The organism is Priestia sp. FW507-14D1A (assembly GCF_058781295.1).
The window spans coordinates 218,940-239,832 of the sequence record NZ_JBYSWQ010000005.1 but is presented as its reverse complement, the minus strand read 5'-3'; the positions used below and the strand labels follow the sequence as shown (position 1 = coordinate 239,832).

Annotated in this window: 18 protein-coding genes and 1 riboswitch; of the genes, 4 read left to right on the top strand and 14 right to left on the bottom strand. The window is 37.7% G+C overall.

Annotated features, from left to right (window positions below; genetic code table 11):
• The first annotated feature begins 160 nt into the window (after positions 1 to 160).
• A complete protein-coding gene (locus AC3WJG_RS18805; RefSeq protein ID WP_098333233.1) occupies positions 161 to 1,282 on the top strand; it encodes a GerAB/ArcD/ProY family transporter in 1,122 nt (373 codons plus the stop codon).
• A gap of 26 nt (positions 1,283 to 1,308) precedes the next feature.
• Here AC3WJG_RS18805 and AC3WJG_RS18800 read toward each other — a convergent pair whose 3' ends face one another.
• The 8 genes from AC3WJG_RS18800 to AC3WJG_RS18765 form a co-directional block, all read right to left on the bottom strand.
• Complete coding sequence (locus tag AC3WJG_RS18800) at positions 1,309 to 2,643, bottom strand: FAD-dependent oxidoreductase (protein WP_098432738.1); 1,335 nt, start codon at positions 2,641 to 2,643, stop codon at positions 1,309 to 1,311.
• 468 nt (positions 2,644 to 3,111) lie between these two features.
• Positions 3,112 to 5,193 carry a DNA topoisomerase III gene (locus AC3WJG_RS18795; protein WP_028408630.1) on the bottom strand — a complete coding sequence of 694 codons (2,082 nt, stop codon included), beginning with the start codon at positions 5,191 to 5,193 and terminating at the stop codon, positions 3,112 to 3,114.
• Positions 5,194 to 5,320: 127 nt separating this feature from the next.
• Entirely contained in the window at positions 5,321 to 6,976 is a 1,656-nt protein-coding gene (locus AC3WJG_RS18790) for a DUF2339 domain-containing protein (protein ID WP_337134019.1), read from the bottom strand.
• Between the two features lie 173 nt (positions 6,977 to 7,149).
• Positions 7,150 to 7,386, bottom strand: a complete 237-nt coding sequence (locus AC3WJG_RS18785; protein WP_013056931.1) for a hypothetical protein — start codon at positions 7,384 to 7,386, stop codon at positions 7,150 to 7,152.
• A gap of 99 nt (positions 7,387 to 7,485) precedes the next feature.
• Positions 7,486 to 7,929 carry a hypothetical protein gene (locus tag AC3WJG_RS18780; RefSeq protein WP_025752277.1) on the bottom strand — a complete coding sequence of 148 codons (444 nt, stop codon included), beginning with the start codon at positions 7,927 to 7,929 and terminating at the stop codon, positions 7,486 to 7,488.
• Positions 7,930 to 8,082: 153 nt separating this feature from the next.
• Positions 8,083 to 9,111 carry a spore photoproduct lyase gene (gene splB, locus AC3WJG_RS18775; protein ID WP_025752275.1) on the bottom strand — a complete coding sequence of 343 codons (1,029 nt, stop codon included), beginning with the start codon at positions 9,109 to 9,111 and terminating at the stop codon, positions 8,083 to 8,085.
• 111 nt (positions 9,112 to 9,222) lie between these two features.
• Complete coding sequence (locus AC3WJG_RS18770) at positions 9,223 to 9,471, bottom strand: transcriptional regulator SplA domain-containing protein (protein WP_016764006.1); 249 nt, start codon at positions 9,469 to 9,471, stop codon at positions 9,223 to 9,225.
• Positions 9,472 to 9,556: 85 nt separating this feature from the next.
• Positions 9,557 to 10,516 (bottom strand): LacI family DNA-binding transcriptional regulator, encoded by a 960-nt coding sequence (locus tag AC3WJG_RS18765; RefSeq protein ID WP_060745714.1) that lies wholly within the window; start codon positions 10,514 to 10,516, stop codon positions 9,557 to 9,559.
• A 124-nt stretch (positions 10,517 to 10,640) separates the two neighbouring features.
• On the opposite strand from AC3WJG_RS18765, the gene AC3WJG_RS18760 reads away from it, so the two are divergent.
• Positions 10,641 to 10,769, top strand: a complete 129-nt coding sequence (locus AC3WJG_RS18760; protein WP_013083044.1) for a hypothetical protein — start codon at positions 10,641 to 10,643, stop codon at positions 10,767 to 10,769.
• A gap of 39 nt (positions 10,770 to 10,808) precedes the next feature.
• Here AC3WJG_RS18760 and AC3WJG_RS18755 read toward each other — a convergent pair whose 3' ends face one another.
• The 3 genes from AC3WJG_RS18755 to AC3WJG_RS18745 all read right to left on the bottom strand — a co-directional run bounded on the left by AC3WJG_RS18755 (position 10,809) and on the right by AC3WJG_RS18745 (position 14,084).
• Positions 10,809 to 12,119, bottom strand: coding sequence for a Na+/H+ antiporter NhaC family protein (locus AC3WJG_RS18755; RefSeq protein WP_337134020.1), 1,311 nt, complete (start codon positions 12,117 to 12,119; stop codon positions 10,809 to 10,811).
• Between the two features lie 85 nt (positions 12,120 to 12,204).
• A riboswitch (SAM riboswitch) is annotated at positions 12,205 to 12,311 on the bottom strand.
• 101 nt (positions 12,312 to 12,412) lie between these two features.
• On the bottom strand, positions 12,413 to 13,180 hold the full coding sequence (locus tag AC3WJG_RS18750) for an ABC transporter permease (RefSeq protein ID WP_028408634.1): 768 nt from the start codon (positions 13,178 to 13,180) through the stop codon (positions 12,413 to 12,415).
• Complete coding sequence (locus AC3WJG_RS18745; RefSeq protein WP_337134098.1) at positions 13,173 to 14,084, bottom strand: ABC transporter ATP-binding protein; 912 nt, start codon at positions 14,082 to 14,084, stop codon at positions 13,173 to 13,175. Before AC3WJG_RS18745 ends, AC3WJG_RS18750 begins: the two co-directional genes overlap by 8 nt.
• 170 nt (positions 14,085 to 14,254) lie before the next feature.
• Between AC3WJG_RS18745 and AC3WJG_RS18740 the strand changes: the two genes are divergently transcribed.
• Positions 14,255 to 14,695 carry a YtoQ family protein gene (locus tag AC3WJG_RS18740; RefSeq protein WP_025752263.1) on the top strand — a complete coding sequence of 147 codons (441 nt, stop codon included), beginning with the start codon at positions 14,255 to 14,257 and terminating at the stop codon, positions 14,693 to 14,695.
• Positions 14,696 to 14,847: 152 nt separating this feature from the next.
• Here AC3WJG_RS18740 and AC3WJG_RS18735 read toward each other — a convergent pair whose 3' ends face one another.
• The 3 genes from AC3WJG_RS18735 to AC3WJG_RS18725 are packed head-to-tail and all read right to left on the bottom strand — an operon-like array spanning position 14,848 to position 18,751.
• On the bottom strand, positions 14,848 to 16,059 hold the full coding sequence (locus AC3WJG_RS18735; RefSeq protein ID WP_060745717.1) for a Ger(x)C family spore germination protein: 1,212 nt from the start codon (positions 16,057 to 16,059) through the stop codon (positions 14,848 to 14,850).
• Positions 16,043 to 17,170, bottom strand: a complete 1,128-nt coding sequence (locus tag AC3WJG_RS18730) for a spore germination protein (protein ID WP_098333239.1) — start codon at positions 17,168 to 17,170, stop codon at positions 16,043 to 16,045. The genes AC3WJG_RS18735 and AC3WJG_RS18730 overlap by 17 nt, the downstream gene beginning before the upstream one ends.
• 3 nt (positions 17,171 to 17,173) lie before the next feature.
• A complete protein-coding gene (locus tag AC3WJG_RS18725) occupies positions 17,174 to 18,751 on the bottom strand; it encodes a spore germination protein (RefSeq protein ID WP_337134021.1) in 1,578 nt (525 codons plus the stop codon).
• A gap of 505 nt (positions 18,752 to 19,256) precedes the next feature.
• On the opposite strand from AC3WJG_RS18725, the gene AC3WJG_RS18720 reads away from it, so the two are divergent.
• A complete protein-coding gene (locus AC3WJG_RS18720) occupies positions 19,257 to 20,876 on the top strand; it encodes an ABC-F family ATP-binding cassette domain-containing protein (RefSeq protein WP_013083037.1) in 1,620 nt (539 codons plus the stop codon).
• The last annotated feature ends 17 nt before the right edge of the window (positions 20,877 to 20,893 follow it).

The following is a 20,893-nucleotide window of genomic DNA, read 5'->3' as shown; positions in this document are numbered from 1 at the left end:
TCTATACAGTTCTTGCAATCGGAATGGTCGTAAGCATCTGTAAAGCACTTGGTTTAAATGTTCCAAATCCTTCTGATTTATCAGCTGCTATCTTCAAGCCAATCAGCATATTTTTACTTCATTTATTATCTTAAGACGTTAAGACGAGGAAGTGAATACAGTGAAACCTGTAGTTAAAATTTCAACGATTCAATTTCGCATGCTCGTTATGCTTTATACAATTGGAAGCACAATTGTTATTGCTCCAGCAGCTATGACTGTAGATTCTAAACAAACCGCTTGGATTCCAGCTATCCTTGGAGTAGTATGCGGATTTGTATTAGTGAAAGTATATATAGCTCTCGGACTGTTATTTAAAGATAAAAATCTGATAGAAATCAATGAAGCAGTGTTTGGAAAATATCTAGGAAAAGGTGTATCTTGTTTATTTGTCACGTCTACTGTCATAACATGCAGCCGCATTGTATACTACGTGGGGAGTTTTTTAAATACACATATTATGATGGAAACTCCGCTGATTGCTATTCACATTATTTTTATGCTTGTGGTTGTGTTCGGAGCAAGACTCGGACTAGAAACCATCGCACGCTGCTGTGAAATATTTTTCCCTTGGTTTATTGGCCTTCTCGGAATTTTCATCTTCTCACTGACTCCTCAAATGAAAGTCGAAAACCTTATGCCTTTATTAGATATTCACTTAAAGCCGCTTACTCATTCGGTTTTCACCTTTCTTAGCATCACTTATTTTACTTTTGCTCCTTTAATGATGGTATTTCCTATTCATTTAAGAAAACCTGAAAAAGGTGCTAAAGCTTTAATGAGCGGAAGTCTGTTAGGTGGATTTATTATGGTAGCGATCATTCTCTTTTGTATAATGGTGATTGGCTCTTATCATTCTTCAACTACTATGTTTCCTGTATACGAAATGGCTAAGCGAATTGAGCTGGGAAATTTTCTGCAAGGAATTGAAGTAATTATTGCTATTATATGGTTTCTTACTCTTTTCTTTAAAGTTTCTCTTTATTTTCATGCTTCTATCGCTGGGCTTTGCCACATTTTTAACGTCAACGAAACTCGATTTCTAACGCTACCGATCGGGTTAATCGTTACAACTTTTTCTATTATCGTTTATCCAACCATTATCTATCAAAAAACATGGTTAGCCGAAACGTGGATTCCCTATAGTTTTTTCGTAGGGGCTTTTTATCCTTTTATTCTTCTTGTTATAGGCTGGATCCGCTTTAGACCTGCTAAAATAAAAAAGATAATAAAATCTACATAAAAAAAAGCAGGTAGTCACCTGCTTTTTTATGCTTGAAGCGCTTGAAGTCCTGCTTGGTTTAAGAAATGCCAAGGCTTATTAAAGTGCGGTTGAAAGAAAAAGTCCATAAAGCCAAGCTCATCGATCGTCATCTCCTGCTGTACACAGACAGACAATGTATTGATTGCTTGAGTAGCATCAATTTTAGAAATAACCTGTGCGCCTACAATTCGTCTTGTTTCTTCTTCATATACTACTTTCAACGTAATATTTTCGTACGTTGGCATGAATTCAGGTCGGTTATTCTCTGATATTGTGATACTTTTCACATTCATATCAAAAAGAGAAGCTGCTGTTTCAGTTATGCCGGTAGATGCAACATTGTAATCATAAATATGCAAGCCTGATGTTCCTTGTGTTCCCATGTACTTAATCGTTGGCTTAACAAGGTTTTGAGCTACTAATGTTCCCATTCTAACTGCATTGGTAGCAAGCGGAATATAGGCATGTTTCTTAATTGGATTGTAATAAATGGCACAGCTATCTCCGGCTGCAAATACATCTTTTTTGCTTGTTTGCATATATTCATCAACTACAATTGCGCCGTTTGGAAGCATGTCTACTTGTCCTTTTACTAAGTCTGTATTTGGACGGAAGCCAACACACAGAATAACAAGATCCGCTTCGTATTCGCCTTCAGTTGTCACTACTTTTTCAACAGATCCCTCCCTGCCTACAAATTTAGTAACCGCTTGGTTTAATGCTAACTTAACTCCTCGATTTTCAAACTCAGTTTCCATTAGATTCGTAAATTCTGGATCAAGATATTTATTTAAAATGCGATCAGCACTATCAATAAACGTCACTTCTTTTCCATACACTTCGAATGCTTCTACTAATTCCGCACCAATATAGCCCGCACCAATTACGGCGATTTTCTTCGCTTGCTTCGCTTTTTCAATAATGTGATTAGCATGCTGATAGTTTTTACAAAGCACAACATTATTTAAGTCGATGCCTTCAAGGTTTGGAATAATCGGCCATGATCCAGTTGTCATCACTAGTTTATCAAATGTATCTTCAAATTCTTCGTTAGTTTCTAAATTTCGTACAGCTATTTTTTTACCCTCTGTATCAATATTCGTAACTTCATGTTTCATTTTCATATTTACACCCATCTCTTGCAATTCAGACGGTGAAGAGTAAAATAAGCCATTTGCATCTTTTACGACCCCGCCTACATAGAGCGCAATTCCACAAGACAAAAATGAAACATTATCATTTCGCTCATAAACTGTAATTTTAGCTTCTGGATAAAGTTCTGCCATATTTTTTACTGCTGCCGTTCCTGCATGTGTACACCCTACTACTGCAATTTTCATAGATGATATCCCCCTTAGGATTATAGAAAATATGATATTGTGAAGTTTTTCACATATATTGTGAAATGTTTCACATATCTTTTACAATTCTTATTATACAAACATGTTTGTCCTTTTTCAAGAGATATGTGAAAAAAATCACATACTTTTTTAAAAAAATATGTTACAGGGTTCTTTAAAGCTTGATATGATACGCTTTTCTTGCCGATGCGCTGCTGATGAAAAACTTCATCAGCTTAGTTTTTTACGTAGAAACTCACTATCCAGCGCACTCTCCATTAAAAAAATAAGACCGATAAAAGAGTCATCGCTAAAATGATTAGTACCATCACTCCTACTATAAAGAACGAGATTAAACGATCATTCCCCTGCTTTTTCTTTTCATTGTTCCACTCCACCTTGCTTACTCATCACTTAATCCATATTAAAGGAAAAAAGTGCGATACCGTGGTATCGCACTTTTCTACATTATTTATCTTTTTTATCTTGAAGAGCTTGTTTTAAAGCATCACCCAAGCTTGAACCAAATGCTCCATCATCATTGTATTTGTTAAGAAGCTTTCGTTCTTCTCGTTTTGAAATCTTTTTCTTTTTGTCCTCAGCTTTCTCCACTACTTGACATGAACGGCATTGGAAGTACGTACCCGCTTTTCCTGAGTGAATTTCCATTCGCTTGTGACACTGCGGACAGCGTCGATTTGATAGTTTAGGGTCTTTTGCGCGTCTATAGCTGCACTCAAGGCTTGAACAAACGAGCACTCTTCCTTGCTTTGTTTTCTTTTCTTTCAAGAAAGAACCGCATTCCGGACATTTAGAGCCCGTTAAATTATGAGGTTTGTACGTTTGATTACTCGTTTTTACTTGCTTAACTAGCTTTTCTGTTTGTTCGCGAATATTTGTTAAGAACTCTTTTGCATTTCCTTTTCCTTTAGCAATTGCTTCTAAGTCACGTTCCCACTTAGCCGTAAGCTCAGGCGACTTTAACTCATCTGCTACTAGGTCAATCAGCTGCTTCCCTTTTTTGGTTGCGTGCAGACGATTGTTTTGGCGATCAATGGATTCATTTTGCAGAAGTTTTTCAATAATATCTGCACGTGTTGCCGGGGTACCTAAATTATGTTTTTCCATTTGTCCAAGAAGATCCGCTTCTGTATAGCGCTGCGGCGGCTCTGTAAATGCACTTTTCATCGTTACATCTTGAATGGACAGCTTGCTGCCTTCTTCCATATCAGGCAGCTTCACCGTTGCTTCTGAGTCTCCACCAGAAACTTTTTTGAAGCCTGCATTCACGACTTGCTTTCCGCTTGCTACTAACTGTTCCCCATTTACTTCAAGCTCTGCTTTAACCACTTCATACTCATATGCAGGATAAAATAATGAAATAAATCGCTTTGCAATTAAGTCATACAGCTTTCGTTCATCAGCTGATAAGTCCTGGAGAAATACAGGCTGATCCGTTACGATAATAGCGTGGTGATCACTTACTTTTTCGTTATTAACCACTCGCTTTGGCAACTGTGCATTTCTTAAAATTGGACGAACTTCTTCTTTATATACAGCAGAGATGCTTTCCAAGCGCTCTTTCATAGTAGAAACCATATCTGTTGTTAAATAACGAGAATCTGTACGTGGATACGTGACTAACTTATGCTGTTCATATAACTTTTGAAGTACATTCAATGTCTTCTTAGCAGAGAAGTTAAAGCGTTTGTTAGCATCTCGCTGCAGTTCGTTTAAGTCATAAGGAAGCGGCTGCGCTTCTTTATGCATTTTACGTTTAATTGTTTTTACAACTGCCTCACCTGATAATTTTGAGTGCAGCTCTTTTGCGCGTTTTTCATCAAAAATACGCTTTTCATTGCCCTTTTGCCAAGCGGCTTCAAAAGATGAAAACTGAGCTGTAAGCGTCCAATATTCACTAGGTTTAAATGTATTGATTACTTGTTCACGCTCAATTATCATCGCAAGCGTCGGTGTTTGTACCCTTCCTGCCGACAATGGTTCTTCGTATTTAGTCGTTAACGCTCTCGTTACGTTTAAACCGATAAGCCAATCGGCTTCTGAACGGCAAACGGCTGAATCATACAAGCGATTAAACTCTTTTCCTGGTTTTAACTGTTTAAATCCGTCACGAATTGCTTTATCCGTTTGAGACGAAATCCAAAGGCGTTTAAACGGCTTGTTCCAGCGTACCTTTTCCATAATCCAGCGTGCTACAAGCTCTCCTTCGCGCCCTGCATCAGTCGCAATAATTAACTCACCAATATCCTTTCTTTTTGCTAGATCGGATACTGTACGAAACTGCGAGCTCACTTTACGAATTACTTTTAATTTCATTTTCTCAGGCATGATTGGCAGATCTTCTAAGCGCCATGTTTTATATTGGTTATCATAATCCTCTGGTGTTTGTAATTCAACTAAATGACCGAGTGCCCATGTTACGACATACTTTGGTCCTTCAATATACCCTTTTTTTGTTTGTGTGCTCCCAAGTACGCGCGCAAGATCACGTGCTACACTTGGCTTTTCTGCTAATACAAGTGATTTCATTTTATGTATACCTCCAATTCACTTGTTCCATTATACATGATTGTATACCTTTTGTACGACTTCAAGATTAAGTTTACATAATCATATTATAATAAATAAAGCTGAAGAATTTCTCTTCAGCTTCGAGCTACTTCTTTTTATAAAATAGTCGCGAGATAATTAAACCGATAGCTCCTAAGACGATAAATAACAAGGCCCGTATAGCCATTGGGATAAAAGGTAAATCGTATAAAATGAGTTTAAAAAGTGTTAAGAACAAAATGCCCACGCCGATATACGTTGCTGTTTTAAACGTTTTAAGTGATCCTATTACAAATGCTGCAATGGACATCCCTAACCAAACGGCCGTCATAATAAGCGTTTGCGGATTAGTGGAAAGGTGATTGGTGCCAGCGACCGTCACTTCTGTAGCAAAAATTAAAGAAAGAATAGAAAAAACAATACTTCCTCCAATTTTGAATATATCGTGCTCATCCCGTTCTGTTTTTTGAATGCTGATCCATATAAATACTGGAATAGAAGCTAACACAACAATCCAATTTAATGTCGGAAGAGACAACACTCGTTCGATTGGTGTAACTAAGATATACGTTGCACTCAGTATATAAATCGTATAAGAAAATAGTTGATGAAGTAGATTTTTATACGTCATGGCGATATAGTAAACAGCAAGTCCTTGAATCACATATAAAATAACTCCTTCTCTTAAATCGACGAGCTGATGAATAAAAAACGCTACTGCAACAATTAAATAGGTAATAAAAAATTCAAATTTCTCTTTAGAACTTCTTACTGCGTAAACACCTAATGCGTAAATAATAACTAGCGCAAGCAGCACCATTGTGGTCGTGCCATCGTCAAAAACGGCGAGCAGCCAGCCGTACGTAACTGCTAAACTCGATAAAAGGGTAAACGCATATACTTGGAGTACGGATTGTGATAGAAAAAAACTTGAAATTAAGCATAAATGCTGAATAAGAATTGCCATACCTAATAACTCTTTTACACCATTATCACCGACAAACGAGTAATAAATGAGTAGCGTAAGATTTAATAGTACCGCGGAAAGAACATATAAAATTGAATATTTTTGTTTGATTGCCACATATAAAAAGGCAATATACAGAAGCGTTTCATAGCCAATGAAAACGAGCGCATTAGGCGAATTACTTTCAATAAGAAAAGGAACTAGTACGCCTCCAACCGCGCTAATAATACCTAATGCCTGTGAACGATAAAAGACTGTCGCGATAATCCCTAGGATAATCCAGCTCGCATTTAGTATAAAAGCAAGCGTTGGTCCCGCTAAATGATACAGGCTATGCATCGCAAACGTCGTCAACATGAGGATAGGAATAGCTCCTCCTACAAGTACTTGCCCGAGCACCAACCTGCCCTTTTTAATTTGGAAATGACCTGTCACAGCAAAACCTATTGAAACAGCGAAACCGAGAACAACTTTTGCTTTTTCATTCATTAACCCATAGTCAGAGGCTGCTTTAAATCCCCATAGCACGCCAATAATAAATACAAAAATAAAAATTCTCGGCAGCCATGTTTGAAAAAGGACTTTTTCCCAATCAACGGGTTCTTCTATTGCCTGTGAGCTTTTAGCTGCTGTTTGAGCAGGACGTTTAGTCGTCTCCTCACGCTGCTTGGGAGGAGCGTGAACTGTTTTTGGTCTTGGAGAATTTGTTTTATATACGAGCGACTTTAGCCTGGCTACGTCTTCTTCTAAACTGCTTATTTTTCGTTCAAGTTCTTCTATTCTTTCTTTTTCCATATTTCCTCACCCTTTCTCTTTAAAGTATTTGTGATTTTTATATGTATATCTTACAGCACTTAACTATTATACCATTAAAAGGAATATCACTTAGAAACATTCTATTTTAAGCAAAAAAAAATACAGCGCCCTTTTCAAAAGAAAAGTTCGTTGTATAGGATGTGCTGCATTTTTTATGTCACTTTCTCGCTGTATGTACTATGAAATCCCGCTTCGATGTGGGCTACTTGAAAGCTATGGTGACCAATTAAATATTTAACAATATCCACACGGTCAATTTTACCGGGCTTATTATTCATTGCTTCTCGCACCATAGATTGAAATGTTTCTTTGCAAAACTTCTTTTCATGAAGCAGAATCGTTTCACAATACTCTTCATGGTCTCCCTCTGAAATACGATAATAATGCATTTCTTTCACCCCTTTTTAATGTTATACCTATTACATACCCCAAATATTGCTATTTTAACAAATTAATTTTATTATTCTTTATTTTTCCATATATATGGTTTATAGGGCAACGTTTCGAAACTCGTCGTTATAAATGCTAATTTGAAGCCGCTGAGAAAAACGTTCTTGTTCGATATATGTTTCAGGCATTAATCCAACAGGATATACCTTAGGGTTTTCGCCACTGCCTAATATGTATACATACATCTTTCCTTCGCTTGTATATCGAACTTTCGTCGAAATACCCCCTTGCCCTTGAAGAGGCGCATAAACAGCTCTTACATTATCTCTTATTTCTTGTACAAACCCATGCAGTTCAACATCAGAATCATAATAATGGTTTGCTTCATACAAGCCGTAGATACGAGACTTATCGATATCACACAATATGTTCCAAAATTCAGATAAATCTTCTTGGAACAACACTTGAATAAAATTCCGTGCAGCTTCTTGCTGTTCGTTTGTTAATTCTTTTGTTAGCGCAAACTCTTCATTTTTTAACATCTCAGTCACCTCCCTTTTGTATGTAATACGACAAGAGATAAAAATAACCTCTTTTTTTCAACTTATTAGCAAGCAATTTATTTTTTTACATTAAAAATTGAAAAGTTATTTTGACTGAAGCGTCAGAATAACTTTTCAATTACTGTAGAATAATTACGTAAAATATTCGATTTTTGCATTCGGAAAATACTGATCAATGTAATATTCTAATGTTTCTCTTAATTCTTGTTCTTCATCTTTTGCGTATACATACTTTCCAATTCCGTAACGCCCCCATTTGTAGCGGCGCTCTTCTTCATTCATCTCAAGCTTTGTTTTCGGATAATTTTTCTCGATTACCCGTTTGGCCGGCTTGGTAAAGCGATGCTGAATCATTTCAAACGTAATATCATCTCTTGACTCCTCAGGTATAGAGGCGTCAAGCTTTTCAAACAACTGACGGTATCCCTCTTGCCAACCTTCATGAATGTAAATAGGCGCCACAATAAAGCCAAGTGGATATCCGGCTTTTGCAACTTTATTAGCAGCTTCAATCCGGTAATCAAGAGGAGATGTACCAGGTTCAAAGTTTTTTATAACATAATCTGCATTTATGCTAAAGCGGAAGCGCGTGCGACCATTATGTTTAGCATCCAATAAATGATCCACGTGATGAAATTTAGTCACAAAGCGCAGTTGACCTAGTTCACTTTCCCCAAAATATTCAATCGCGCGCTTTAATGAATGTGTTAAATGGTCAATTCCTACGATATCAGATGTACAAGCCGCTTCAAATCGCGTTATTTGAGGGGCTCTTTCCTGCATATATTGCTCTGCTTGACCTAATATTTCTTCAACATTCACGTACGTGCGAATATATGGTTTGCTTCCCATTGTTGTCTGCAAATAACAATAGTGACAGTGCCCCATACACCCTGTTGCAAATGGTATTGCATATTCAGCTGACGGTTTAGATGTATCAAATTTCAATGTTTTACGCACGCCAACTACTAAAGTTGACTTGGCATTGCGGTATTTTTGCAAATCATTTTTTCCCGGTATATTACGCACTTGATTATGGGAAGTTGTTTGACGAATCTCAATTCCCATCTTCTCAAATTTCTCTTTTAATTGAACACCAAGCGGGTACTCCATTGCTCCTGGCTCAATATATACTAATTGAGGTACAAAAGGTTTTATCATCATGCACACTTCCTTTTTTCTAATACTAATAGCGTTTGAAAAATAAAAAGACTCTATCCTTGGTAATTATTTTTCAAACAAAAAAGACTCTCCGTTTAAGAGAGCCTTGCATCAGTCATATTGTTCATAATCAAATATCTTATTATACATTTTTTCAGCTTCTTCATACGTTGAATATACGGCATCATCTTCAGCTAACAAATGGTAAGACTCATGTAAAAACAGCGCCTTTTCACCTTTGTTTTCGGGATGTTCAACAATTTCAGCTTGATTAATATTCGCAACGTTTGCCGTATGAGGATTTCGGTAAATAACAAATACTTGATCTCCCACTTGATATTCTTTTTTCTCCACGATCATCATCCTTTTCTTCTTTCTTTACTCGTATGATGTCCGCTTTTGCTCGTTTTATCCGGTAAAAACACCTCATGGCATCATCAAAAATTCATACGCTTTTACGCTCAATAAACCGAAAAGGGAGCTCAATTTTCTGAGGAGTCTTACTTCCAACTAATGTAAAAAGCGTTTCTCCCATTTCCTTAAGAGGAAGTTCGATCGTTGTTATTTGTAAATAAGAAGAAAGCGGATGATTATCAAAACCAATGATAGCTAACTCACCAGGAACTGAAATACCCGCTTGTTCACACTGAGCTTTTATTCCGATAGCTACTTGATCGTTTGTTACTAAAAGCGCCTGAGGCCGATTTTTCATCTGCACTAATTTTTCCACCACTTTTTCACCATCTGTCACGTTCAAACAGCCTTGAAAAACCCATTCCGGATGATAAGGCTGATTTATTCTTTCTACATATTCTTTGTATGCTTGTTGCCGCTGTTGACTATTCGTACCCGTCATTCTTCCAATACAGTAGCCAATATCCGTATATCCTTTTTCTTTTAAATACATAAGCGCCTGTTTAAAAGCTGCATAATGATCAACGTATACGGAGCGAATAGAACGATTCTGTACGTTTTCGCACACGGCTATCGGTCCGTACTGCTGATAATATTCAATCGTGCTCCAGCTGCTTGCTCTAGAACAAATAATCACTCCATCAACTTGCTTTGTTTTTAGCATATGAAGCGCTTCTTCTTCTTTTTTCACATCATAGTTCGTCTGACAAATAACAAGCTGATACTGCTTTTCTAACGCTTGAGATGCCACTCCTTCTAAAAGCAGACTAAAATACGGATGATTAATAAAAGGCAAGACGACGGCAATCATATTTGTTTTCCCTTTTGATAAGTGAACGGCATTAATGTTTTGTTCATAATTAAGTTCGTGAATAACCTGCTCTACCAGCCGGCGTTTTTCTTCTTTTACATACGGATGATGATTTAGCACCCGGGATACAGTCGAAACAGATACACCAGCTTTTTTTGCGATATCTCGGATATTTGTCATGTTTTCACCTTTTTCTCTTGCGCTGAAACGCGTTTCATACTTTATTCTCATTATAAAGTGAAACAGCAAGAAGCTAAACCCGTTACCATCGTGTTTTTATTCATTTACGTAAGGAGGTCATTTCATGGGTATTTTATTATTCATTTTATTATGCGGGATTGAAATTGGAGGAGCGGCTTATGCACTTAAACAGAACGAGACGCTTTGGAAGGAGTTAGATGATGAAAAGCCGACTGATTTTTTTAAACAGTAAAAAACCCTTAAAAAGAACATTCTTTTTAAGGGTTTGATATTACGCAGCTTCTTTAGATGACTTTGAATTTTTATTTAAACGAGGAAATCCAATTACAATTGCAATGACCCCGCAAACCGCTGTTAACATTGGGTAGAATGTAAATGGAATAATCTCAATCGGTGAAACTTTAGCAAATCCTGCTGCGAGAAGCATTTGTGCGCCGTAAGGGATAAGCCCTTGAACGCTGCATGAAAACAAGTCAAGCAGACTGGCTGATTTACGATTATCAATTGAATATTTATCAGAGATTTCTTTTGCTAACGGACCTGCTGTAATAATTGAAATCGTGTTATTAGCCGTCGCTAAATTAGTTAAACTTACTAGTCCAGCGATGCTGAATTCGCCGCCTTTTTTTGTTTGAATGCGTCGTGTTAATAAATTCAATAAGAACTGAATACCGCCGTTATAGCGAATAAGCTCAACCATTCCGCCGATTAGCAGAGATAAAATAATTAACTCTGACATTCCGCCAATACCTTCTGTCACAGTTTTAGCAAGGGAAGAAAGCGTGTAGCTTCCGTCAGCTAATCCAATCACGCCGGCTAGCACAATTCCTCCGGTTAAAATACTTAATACGTTTGCACCAAATATGGCAGCAACCAGTACGCCGACATAAGGCAAGATTTTAAACCAGCTAAAATCTTTAATTTCTACTGATGACGTATTGCCTAGCGTCATTACAAGCAATAAAATTACCGTAACAATCGCTGCAGGAAGGACAATAAAAAAGTTTACTTTTAATTTATCTGACATATTTGTTTTTTGCGTACGAACTGCTGCAATGGTCGTATCAGAGATTACGGATAAATTATCTCCAAACATTGCACCACCAACAACGGCAGCAATTGCTAATGTAATGGATACATGCGCTTGCTCACTGATTCCTACAGCAATAGGTCCTAGCGCAGCGATTGTTCCCATTGACGTTCCCATCGAAATTGAAATGAATGCGCCAATAACAAAGATTCCGACTACCACTAAGCTTTGCGGAAGCACAGAGAGAGCTAAGTTTACCGTTGAATCAACAGCTCCCATACCTTTAGCAACTTCAGAAAAAGCACCTGCTAAAATAAAAATAAGCACCATAATAATGATATCAGGATGCCCTGCTCCTTTAGCAAAACGCTCCACTTTTACATTAAGTGAATCTTTACGATTCATAGCCAGGGCCACAATGGCTGCAATAATAATGGCTACTAATACAGGAAGCTTATAAAAATCTCCCGTTATAATTCCTGATCCGACAAACAGGACTAAAAAGACGCCCAGCGGTAACAGCGCCCAGCCGTTTCCTTTTTGTTGTTCCATTCTTAACACCTCTTGTTTACGTAATAAAAAAAGACCTCTTCTTATTGATAAGAAGAGGTCTCTTATTTGTATCATAAGATTACCCTTCTCATCTTCCAAACGAAACATCGTCTGCTGGATTTGGCACCGCACTGCGTACAGCCAGTTGCCGAGACATCATAGGGCCAGTCCCTCCGTCTCTCTTGATAAGAAGTTTATAGTTGTTTTAAAAATAGTCTTTCACTACTGTAATCTCTTTTTATTTAATTGTCAAATGCTATTTTAGAAAAATATATAGTGCGAAAATTCTCACATCAATTAGCTACGTCTCGTTTTAAAAACGCTGCCCAAGCTACGCCCATAAAGAAGACAAAATGGGCAACTAAGATGAAAATGGAAAATGGAATCGTCATGCCGTCAAACAGCGGCTTCATTCCGTCCATATACTGCACAAAGTTCGTGTTGGCAAATAATAAAAATTTCCCCCACCATAAACCTAGCTCTGATACCAGTCCTGTTACAGCTTTCGCGCCGATACTTACGACAATAGCTAGACTGGAAGCAAGCGCGCTGTTTCTAAATAAAGACGACAGCATGAATGCGAACGTCATCATCATAAACGTTTCCATATACGCACTGTCATACGTAAGCGTAATGTTTTTAAGCAGCTGTGCATCTCCTTCTAGACTGGTAAAGCCAAAGAACAATGCTCCCCATACAAATGAAAAAAGCAAATAGCTCAGTAAATAATATAAGCTAATTAAAACGAGAGTTAGGTACTTGGATGCTAAAATCGTTGAACGTCTAGCAGGGCGAATTAAAAGAAGTTTAATGGTACCTGCTTCAAACTCTTTTGCAACCATTGACCCTCCAACAGCAAGCGCGAAAAATTGAACGAGAATCAGCATACCTGAACTAAATGACAGGAAGTTCAAAATATTGTCTTCTGTTCCTGCACTGTTTGCTACTTTCTTCATTAAAAGAGCCATACAAAGAGTTAAAATGCCGATTGTAATAAACGTGATTTTTGTACTTCTTTTGTGAAACCATTTCATGTGTTCATTTTGAATTAGCTTAAGCATGGTGCTCTCCTTCCGTAACGGACATAAACGAATCTTCAAGCGTCTCATACACAGGGGTAATTTGGTAGACTAAAATATCGCTGTCCACTAATTTTTTATTCACAGCTGGAATTTGCTCTTTTACAATCGCCACGTCGATACTATGTGATCTCACCGTTACTTCAAATTGTTGTGATAAAAGATCCGCTGCTTTTTGCGCATCAGACACTTCAAATTCTACGTACATTCCTTGATCTTGACGATTTGGAGATAGATCTTGAACGGCTTTTAACTCACCGTCTTGAATGATGCCAACGCGATCACATAATGCTTCTACTTCTTTTAATAAGTGGCTCGCGATTAAGATTGAAATTCCTTCTTCCCTGCAAAGTGTTTGTAAATATGTACGAAACTCTCTCATTCCCGCTGGGTCTAGACCATTGGTTGGCTCGTCTAGTAAAAGCAATGCAGGCTTATGTAAAATAGCTTGAGCTACTCCTAAACGCTGTCTCATCCCAAGAGAATACGTCTTCACTTTTGCATGGATGCTGTTTTCAAGCTTTACTAGCGCAATCACTTCATCCAAGCGTTCTGCTGTGATCCCTTCATGCATATTCGCAAAGTGTTTTAAATTTTGATAGCCCGTCAGATAATCATAAAACTCAGGGTTTTCAATAATCGCTCCAATTGATTTCATAGCTGATGTAAACTGTTCCTTTAAAGGAAACCCATTGACGGTAATTGTCCCTTTTGTTTCTTTAATGAGTCCTACTACGGTACGAATTAGCGTTGTCTTTCCAGAACCGTTCGGACCAAGCAACCCGAAAATCTCACCGCGCTCAACCGATAAGGATACATCATGCAAAATGGTTTTCTTCCCAATTACTTTATTGACATGATCTACTTGTAGCACTGTTTCTGTCATCATGTACATCCTTTCTTTAATTAGCAATACGCCTTCTATTGTTTCTCTTTTTTAACTATTTGTCTACTATAACCTTATTTTTGGAAAAGTAGCCCATTCAAATCATTCGTATTATCCGCTTACATTTGATAAAATAAAACAAATCTTAGTTAGAGGAGGACTTCTACATAATGAACTTAACCGTATACCTTGCCGGGCAAATTCACGATAACTGGCGAGACGAAATTAAAAACCAAGCAGAACAATTAAACCTTCCCCTTACCTTTGTCGGTCCCATGACAGACCATGACCGCTCCGACAACATTGGAGAAGAAATTTTAGGAAAACAGCCTAACGCTGTCTTAAAAGATGAAGCTGCTTCCCAAATTAATAATTTACGCACGCAGGTGCTCCTTAAAAAATCTGATGTGGTTATTGCTTTATTTGGCGAAAAATACAAACAGTGGAACAGCGCAATGGATGCGGCGACAGCCATCGCATTAGATAAACCGCTAATTTTGGTTCGCCCTGAAAAACTGCACCACCCGCTTAAAGAACTGTCAAACAAAGCCCAAGTTGTAGTCGAAACGCCAGAACAGGCTCTTCAAGCATTAGCTTATATTTTTGAATAGCAAATAAGAGCTGTCGGTTCTGGACAGCTCTTATTCTTCATTTATCCCTCAAGCTCCTTACTGGGGGGAATATTTTTTAGCAAGCTCTAAGGCTATTCCTTTTAGTTTCTTTCATTTCCAACATCAAAACAAGCCAAATTGTACTTAGCTGCTCACTTTTTTGATCCTGACGTTCCATAATCTTTAATCATTAATTTTACATCATAGTTAATTGGAACTTCACTAAATGTTTGATCCCAATTGTCTTTAACCCTCATCCATACTCTGGGCCTTTTAATTCTCAATTGATTTCCGAACCCGGCCACATCGACTTTATATTCTTTTTGCATTTTTTCTACCGTGTTTTTTACGAGGTGCTCCACTTTTTTTTCTGAGTTTTTTTGCACCTTCTGTAAAAATTGATTTTTTAAAGGATTTCCTGAGACCACCCAATTTTCAGATAGCCTCCCCTCGGATTCAATATGCACATCGAAGGAGATGCTATTTCCTTTAACATGAGGTTCAATATGACTTTTCATGGATTCTATTTCGTATACAATCAGCTGACCGGTCTTTTTATCAAAGCTTTTCACTAGCCCGCCTTTCCCTTTTCCTGTGATCCAAGTCAGACCATCTAGTTCTTCTTCATTCAAAAAACCGATCATTTTGTTTGTTTTCCCTTTAATTATGGCAGCACCAGCAAATTTGATTTCCCCATTTGCCGATAATACATTTTGCAATAGAAAACTAGTCCCTGATTCAATATTGCTCTCTAATTTAATGAGCGACGTGGGAGGTAAAATTCTCGTTGTTCGATATGCATTTTCCACCATTCCAGCCAAACGAAATGCCGGGATTTCTCCTGCTGTCTTCGATTCTAGCCCGTCCCTAGCTCTCCCTTTACTAATAAGTACAAGACAGCTTGGTCTAATCTCATTATCACGAAGAAACTCATTCACTAATTTTCCTAAACTATACGTTCTCGCAAGAGCCTCGCCAATAATAATTACTTTTAGATGTTGGCTGGCAATCGAAGTCTCTCTTCTCAATGATAATTCACGAGTCATTTGATGAATAGAATCTCCCGTTTCAGCCATATTCACGTAAGCCTTCTGCTGAGGTCCTCCTTGGACAGTTGTTGAACTTGCCACTTGCGGGGTGATCAGCTGGTAGGTTGACGTAATCAAGTTCCTTTTGGGATACTCTTCTTGTTCATCAAATTCTTTTTCAGTCATGGACTTGTTAGCTTTATCAAGAGCCATACCTACTCCTAAACTTCGTTCTTCAATTTCATGACTGCTCCAGCAGCCCGCCAGAGGAAAAAGCAAAAAAACAGAAAGCAAAACCGATAAGAAGAACCGTACGTGATTAGAGGCTTGTCTCATACTTTCTCCCCTTTATTTTTGAAATTATAAGAAGCAGTACGGGTAAAAAGCCAAATAAAATCAGGGCAGCATTACCAACCATATCTCCTAATTTAAATACATCATTGATATTTCTAGGGATCATGGAAATGAGATAAATAACCGGAAGCACACCATACATAAATGTATGGATATTTTTTCCAAAAAGCTGAGACAGTCCTAATGAAGCAGCGTAATGGTTAACATTAAAAGAAGTAAACATTTGCATAATCCATACCACCAGCAACAAGGAATCAAAGCGTTCAAATATTAACCCAGTTAATTCATAACTTCTTATTAAATCAAGCGTAGGCCACGTTCTCGTAACCACTCCATCCACTGAGAACGCTCCGATAACCATCACGACGGTAATAACATAAAGAAGCAAAGGAATCGCAGTACCAACTAGTACAGCTTTTACTGCTTTGTTTGGTTCTTTCATGAATGCCAATATTAAAAGCATGAATTCAGGCCCAGTAAACGCAAGAGCTGTTGTCCTTATCCCTTTTAGCACCGGCGTAATACCTGAACCTAGTACCGGGCGCAGATTATCCACTTCAAATATTTTGATACTCATAAAGGCAACAAGTAAAAAAAGAATAACGGTAATAGGTAATATAATTTCAAATATACGGGCAATTGGATTTATTCCCCCTCTTATCAGATAGAGACTTGCCCACATAAATGGCATGATTATAGCCCATTTAGGGGTTCCTTCCAACAATAGATATCCAGTTACCTCTGCCAATGAACGAGCATGAAACCCACCAAGTGCCAAAAAATAACCTATCATGAGGAAACTAAATAACTTGCCTATCCATTTCCCTACAATTTCTTGGCTGTATTGATAAAAGGTTTTTTCAGGGAAGCGTTGACTTAATTTCACCATGATTACCCCTGCTATCATGGTGATTATCCCCCCTAAAATAACAGTTAGCCAAACATCTGGTGTTTTCACTTTTTCCGCAGCTGCCCGGGGCAAGGTAAGAATACCTGTTCCAAGAATAAAGTTGGTAATAATAATAGTTGTTTGAGGCGTCGTAATACGATCTTTTGAATTTATCATTTCTAACAGCCCATTTCCTTTCATCATAAGCTACCCTTTTCGCAGAGGATCTTTGGTGTGCATCATCTTTGGACGTCGTTTCATCATCATCAGAGGCATACGGACTACCAAGTCTTTCCATTCACTTAAACGATAAGGAACAGCTGGACTCATATAAGGTACGCCGAAACTTTTTAGTTTCACTAAATGGCTCATCATAAAAAGGAAAAATAAGATGACGCCATATAATCCAAGTATGGCAGCACAAAGCATGGCTACAAACCGAAGAATACGCAATGTGATTCCTACACTATATTGCGGAATAGAAAACGATGAAATGGCAGTTAACGCCACTACAATCACCAAAATAGGGCTAACGATTCCTGCCTGCACCGCAGCTTCTCCAATGATTAACCCACCGACAATGCCCATTGCTGGACCAATTGGTTTCGGCAACCGGAGTCCGGCTTCTCTCAAAATTTCGATCGATAGTTCCATAAATAAGGCTTCGATAAGGGCGGGAAACGGAACACCAGACCTTGATCCTATAATAGAAATAGCTAACTTAGTCGGAATTAATCCTGGATGAAATGAAATAAACGCAATATACAAAGCCGGGGTAAAAAGGGAAAGAACCACTGCAATATAACGAAGAAAACGAATGAATGTACCGGGAATCCACCTTTCATAATAATCTTCCGGCGACTGTAACATCATGCTAAACGTAACAGGGGCGATTAAAGCAAAAGGCGTCCCGTCTAATAAAATGGCTACTCTCCCTTCCATCAAAGCAGCAATTACACGATCGGGACGCTCCGTATTCTGCACCTGAGGAAAGGGACTAAGGTAATTATCTTCAATGAGTTGTTCAACATATCCTGACTCCGGTACATTATCGAGGTCAATTTTTTTAATTCGTTTTTCTACTTCTTCAACTAGCTCTGGATTAACAACCTCCTTTATGTAAGCAACAACTAAATCTTTTTTGGAACGCTTTCCTACTTGAAATTTCACCAGCGATAAATTTTCAATGTCTCCGCTTCCTCTTAATAAAGAAGTATTATCACTTAACGATTCAGTGAAGCCTATTCTTGGCCCTCTCACCAATGCTTCTGATACGGGCTCTTCAATCGTCCTTGTTTTTATTTTGCTTGTACCAAGAATTAAGGCAAGTGATAACCCGTCAATTAAAAGAGCCGTAGATCCTGTTAAGACTTTTGATATTACTTCTTTAATAGGATGTACCTCTTCTACTTCACTAATTGATAATACTTGGCTTTTAATAAACTGTTTTGAAAGGCTTCCCTTTACGTAAAGCTGATCCTGTTGATATTCTTTTGAAAAATCAGCCATCAATGATGACAAAATATGTTTTTCAATAAGATCTTTATCTGATAGCCCCTCTACAAAAATAATAGCTGCCTGAATGCCGGTGCGTCCTATAATAAACTCTCGAAAATGAACGTCGGAGTTATGACCAATTTCATTTTTAACTGCTTTTAGAGTTAAAGATAAATGATCCGTAACAGGATTAGATGAATTTTGAGGTGTAAATTCTTGTTTGTTTTCCTTCTCGTTCGCATGGTTTCCTATTTTTTTTACTGCTGATTTCCATTTTTTCACTTTCATCACTCTTCCTCTGAATTACGAATCCCGCTTAATAATTTGTAGATTATATACGGGATGAAAAAAACCAGAACTGCTTGTATAAAAACTGGCCATTCTGGAAGATAGGAAACAACTAATTTCCACATGATAATCACCCTATTTATGTCTATATCAAACCAATTTTAGAAATAAGCACCCGTAAAATATCAGTGTTCACTTCATATAAATTCTTTTATTTACCAGGTAGTATTATTCTTCTTTTTGTTTCTTATACAAAGGATTACAACATCCATCTTAAAAATGAAAAAGAGCTGATTACTGAAGGATTAAACATGCTGGTTTGCTGTTCAAAGTTTTGGTGAATGCTAGAATAATCAAGTTTCACCGCTCAAAAAATCCCTTAAATGGTTGACGAGTGCTTGAAGTGTCGGTTACACTTTATGTTTGAAATATTGTATTCATATCGCTCTTATCTCAAAAGAATGGTATAATTTTATAGATATTGAATTTGGAGGACTGCTCATACATGATTACAGTTAGTAATGTAAGTTTACGATTTGGCGACCGAAAGTTATTTGAAGATGTGAATATTAAATTCACGCCTGGTAACTGTTATGGATTAATCGGCGCAAACGGTGCTGGAAAATCAACGTTTTTAAAAATTTTATCTGGTGAAATTGAATCTCAAACTGGTGATGTACATATGGGCCCTGGCGAACGCCTTGCTGTCTTAAAACAGAACCACTTCGAATATGAAGATCAAGAAGTTATGAAAACCGTTATTATGGGGCACGCTCGCCTTTATGAAGTAATGCAAGAAAAAGATGCTATTTATATGAAAGCAGACTTCACAGATGAAGACGGAATGAAAGCAGCTGAGCTTGAAGGTGAATTTGCTGAATTAAACGGTTGGGAAGCAGAATCAGAAGCGGCTATTCTTTTAAAAGGATTAGGCATTTCTGAAGATCTTCACGCAAAAAAAATGGCTGAACTAACGGGTAGTGAAAAAGTAAAAGTGCTTCTTGCACAAGCTTTATTCGGAAAACCTGATGTATTACTTTTAGATGAGCCTACGAATAACTTGGATATTCAAGCAATTCAATGGTTAGAAGAGTTCTTAATTAACTTTGAAAACACAGTCATTGTTGTATCTCATGACCGTCACTTCTTAAACAAAGTATGTACGCACATTGCTGACCTTGACTTCAGTAAAATCCAAGTCTACGTTGGTAACTATGACTTCTGGTATGAATCAAGTCAATTAGCACAAAAAATGGCGTCAGATGCGAACAAGAAAAAAGAAGAAAAAATTAAAGAGCTTCAAGCCTTTATCGCTCGCTTTAGCGCAAATGCATCAAAATCAAAACAAGCAACGTCTCGTAAAAAATTGCTTGATAAAATTTCATTAGATGACATCCGCCCTTCTTCTCGTCGCTATCCGTACGTGAACTTCACACCGGAACGTGAGATTGGAAATGACGTACTTCGCGTTGAAGGTCTAACAAAAACAATTGACGGCGTAAAAGTGCTTGATAACGTAAGCTTTATTATGAATAAAGATGACAAAATCGCTCTTGTAGGCCGCAACGAACTTGCAAATTCAACATTAATGAAGATTTTAATGGGTGAAATGGAAGCAGACAGCGGTACGTACAAATGGGGTGTGACAACGTCTCAAGCCTTTTTCCCTAAAGACAACTCCGAGTACTTTGAAAACGGAGACTTAAACTTAGTAGACTGGCTGCGTCAGTATTCACCTAATGACCAAAGCGAAAGCTTCTTACGCGGTTTCTTAGGCAGAATGCTATTCTCTGGTGAAGAAGTGTTGAAAAAAGCCAACGTTCTTTCCGGAGGAGAAAAAGTTCGCTGTATGCTTTCTAAAATGATGCTAAGCGGTTCAAACGTTCTTTTACTAGACGATCCTACGAATCACCTTGACTTAGAATCAATCACAGCACTCAACAATGGACTTATCAGCTACAAAGGTTCAATGATTTTCACATCTCATGACCATCAGTTCGTTGAAACGATTGCAAATCGTGTAATTGAAATTACGCCAAACGGAGTAATTGACAAGCAAATGACGTACGATGAGTATTTAGAAGACAGCAACCTGCAAAAACAAGTAGCTAGCATGTACGCTTAATAAGAAATCCCCTTTCT

What these genes read in the sequence shown, in the direction of transcription:
- AC3WJG_RS18800 (WP_098432738.1), bottom strand. Translation starts at nt 2,643, where the DNA reads ATGAAAATTGCAGTAGTAGGGTGTACACATGCAGGAACGGCAGCAGTA.
- AC3WJG_RS18795 (WP_028408630.1), bottom strand. Translation starts at nt 5,193, where the DNA reads ATGAAATCACTTGTATTAGCAGAAAAGCCAAGTGTAGCACGTGATCTT.
- AC3WJG_RS18790 (WP_337134019.1), bottom strand. Translation starts at nt 6,976, where the DNA reads ATGGAAAAAGAAAGAATAGAAGAACTTGAACGAAAAATAAGCAGTTTA.
- AC3WJG_RS18785 (WP_013056931.1), bottom strand. Translation starts at nt 7,386, where the DNA reads ATGCATTATTATCGTATTTCAGAGGGAGACCATGAAGAGTATTGTGAA.
- AC3WJG_RS18780 (WP_025752277.1), bottom strand. Translation starts at nt 7,929, where the DNA reads ATGTTAAAAAATGAAGAGTTTGCGCTAACAAAAGAATTAACAAACGAA.
- splB (WP_025752275.1), bottom strand. Translation starts at nt 9,111, where the DNA reads ATGATAAAACCTTTTGTACCTCAATTAGTATATATTGAGCCAGGAGCA.
- AC3WJG_RS18770 (WP_016764006.1), bottom strand. Translation starts at nt 9,471, where the DNA reads ATGATCGTGGAGAAAAAAGAATATCAAGTGGGAGATCAAGTATTTGTT.
- AC3WJG_RS18765 (WP_060745714.1), bottom strand. Translation starts at nt 10,516, where the DNA reads ATGACAAATATCCGAGATATCGCAAAAAAAGCTGGTGTATCTGTTTCG.
- AC3WJG_RS18760 (WP_013083044.1), top strand. Translation starts at nt 10,641, where the DNA reads ATGGGTATTTTATTATTCATTTTATTATGCGGGATTGAAATTGGAGGA.
- AC3WJG_RS18755 (WP_337134020.1), bottom strand. Translation starts at nt 12,119, where the DNA reads ATGGAACAACAAAAAGGAAACGGCTGGGCGCTGTTACCGCTGGGCGTC.
- AC3WJG_RS18750 (WP_028408634.1), bottom strand. Translation starts at nt 13,180, where the DNA reads ATGCTTAAGCTAATTCAAAATGAACACATGAAATGGTTTCACAAAAGA.
- AC3WJG_RS18745 (WP_337134098.1), bottom strand. Translation starts at nt 14,084, where the DNA reads ATGACAGAAACAGTGCTACAAGTAGATCATGTCAATAAAGTAATTGGG.
- AC3WJG_RS18740 (WP_025752263.1), top strand. Translation starts at nt 14,255, where the DNA reads ATGAACTTAACCGTATACCTTGCCGGGCAAATTCACGATAACTGGCGA.
- AC3WJG_RS18735 (WP_060745717.1), bottom strand. Translation starts at nt 16,059, where the DNA reads ATGAGACAAGCCTCTAATCACGTACGGTTCTTCTTATCGGTTTTGCTT.
- AC3WJG_RS18730 (WP_098333239.1), bottom strand. Translation starts at nt 17,170, where the DNA reads ATGATGAAAGGAAATGGGCTGTTAGAAATGATAAATTCAAAAGATCGT.
- AC3WJG_RS18725 (WP_337134021.1), bottom strand. Translation starts at nt 18,751, where the DNA reads ATGAAAGTGAAAAAATGGAAATCAGCAGTAAAAAAAATAGGAAACCAT.
- AC3WJG_RS18720 (WP_013083037.1), top strand. Translation starts at nt 19,257, where the DNA reads ATGATTACAGTTAGTAATGTAAGTTTACGATTTGGCGACCGAAAGTTA.